Consider the following 712-nt stretch of genomic DNA (forward strand, 5'->3'; position numbering starts at 1 on the left):
AGGCCCAATGGCATCTCCATATAATTCGTGACTACACTCAGGACATTCAGGCATTGACTTTTCCATAATAACGATCACGGTTTGCATCGTGCATGTATCTCAGAGTACAGCGACAATCATTGCAGAAGGCATGTGGTAATCCAGTTGTTTCATTGACTTTGAAACACATGCCAACTGCTAGATTTAAATGACAGATTTTGCATTCTTTCATTTCAATCATACAGGATAACACTTCTCCTTAATACGTTCTTTTTCTTGAGCAAAGAACTCTCCCCAAATCTCATCATACTTGAATGGATTTCTAAAATCCGCAGATGTATATTTGGAATCTACAAGATAGTGATTCATATCCATGTGATGCGTTGCCACTTCAAATGTATAGGGAGTGTCAACTAATACATTGTAGATCGTGTTTGTTGTATTTGGGTAGTAACCAGTAAGACGAATCAACTCTTCAAAAGTCAGGAGTTTCCACTGATGGCCTTCAAAGCTTTCTAAGTCTATTTTACCAGTACGAAGACAGCCAGGAAATGTACCAAAAGCAAGGTACACACCGTTACCATAAACATACCCAGGTCTTGTAAGGAACCACCCTTTCTTTGCAAGGTCATACGCGTCTTTCGCTTCGTATAAAATCATTGCACTGTCGCCACTGAGGATAACATTATGGTTGTGCTGATTAAGGCTGCATCATCAGCGTCTTCCTGAATCT

General features: G+C 39.9%; 1 protein-coding gene. It reads right to left on the reverse strand.

All coding sequences use genetic code 11. From position 1 onward, the window contains the following. Positions 1-216: 216 nt before the first annotated feature. The gene (locus N1032_RS25340; RefSeq protein ID WP_259543359.1) at positions 217-639 is read right to left on the reverse strand and encodes a hypothetical protein; all 423 of its coding nucleotides are present in this window, start codon (positions 637-639) and stop codon (positions 217-219) included. Positions 640-712: the final 73 nt, after the last annotated feature.

The organism is Herbiconiux daphne, from assembly GCF_024979295.1.
Taxonomy (GTDB): Bacteria; Actinomycetota; Actinomycetes; order Actinomycetales; family Microbacteriaceae; genus Herbiconiux; species Herbiconiux daphnes.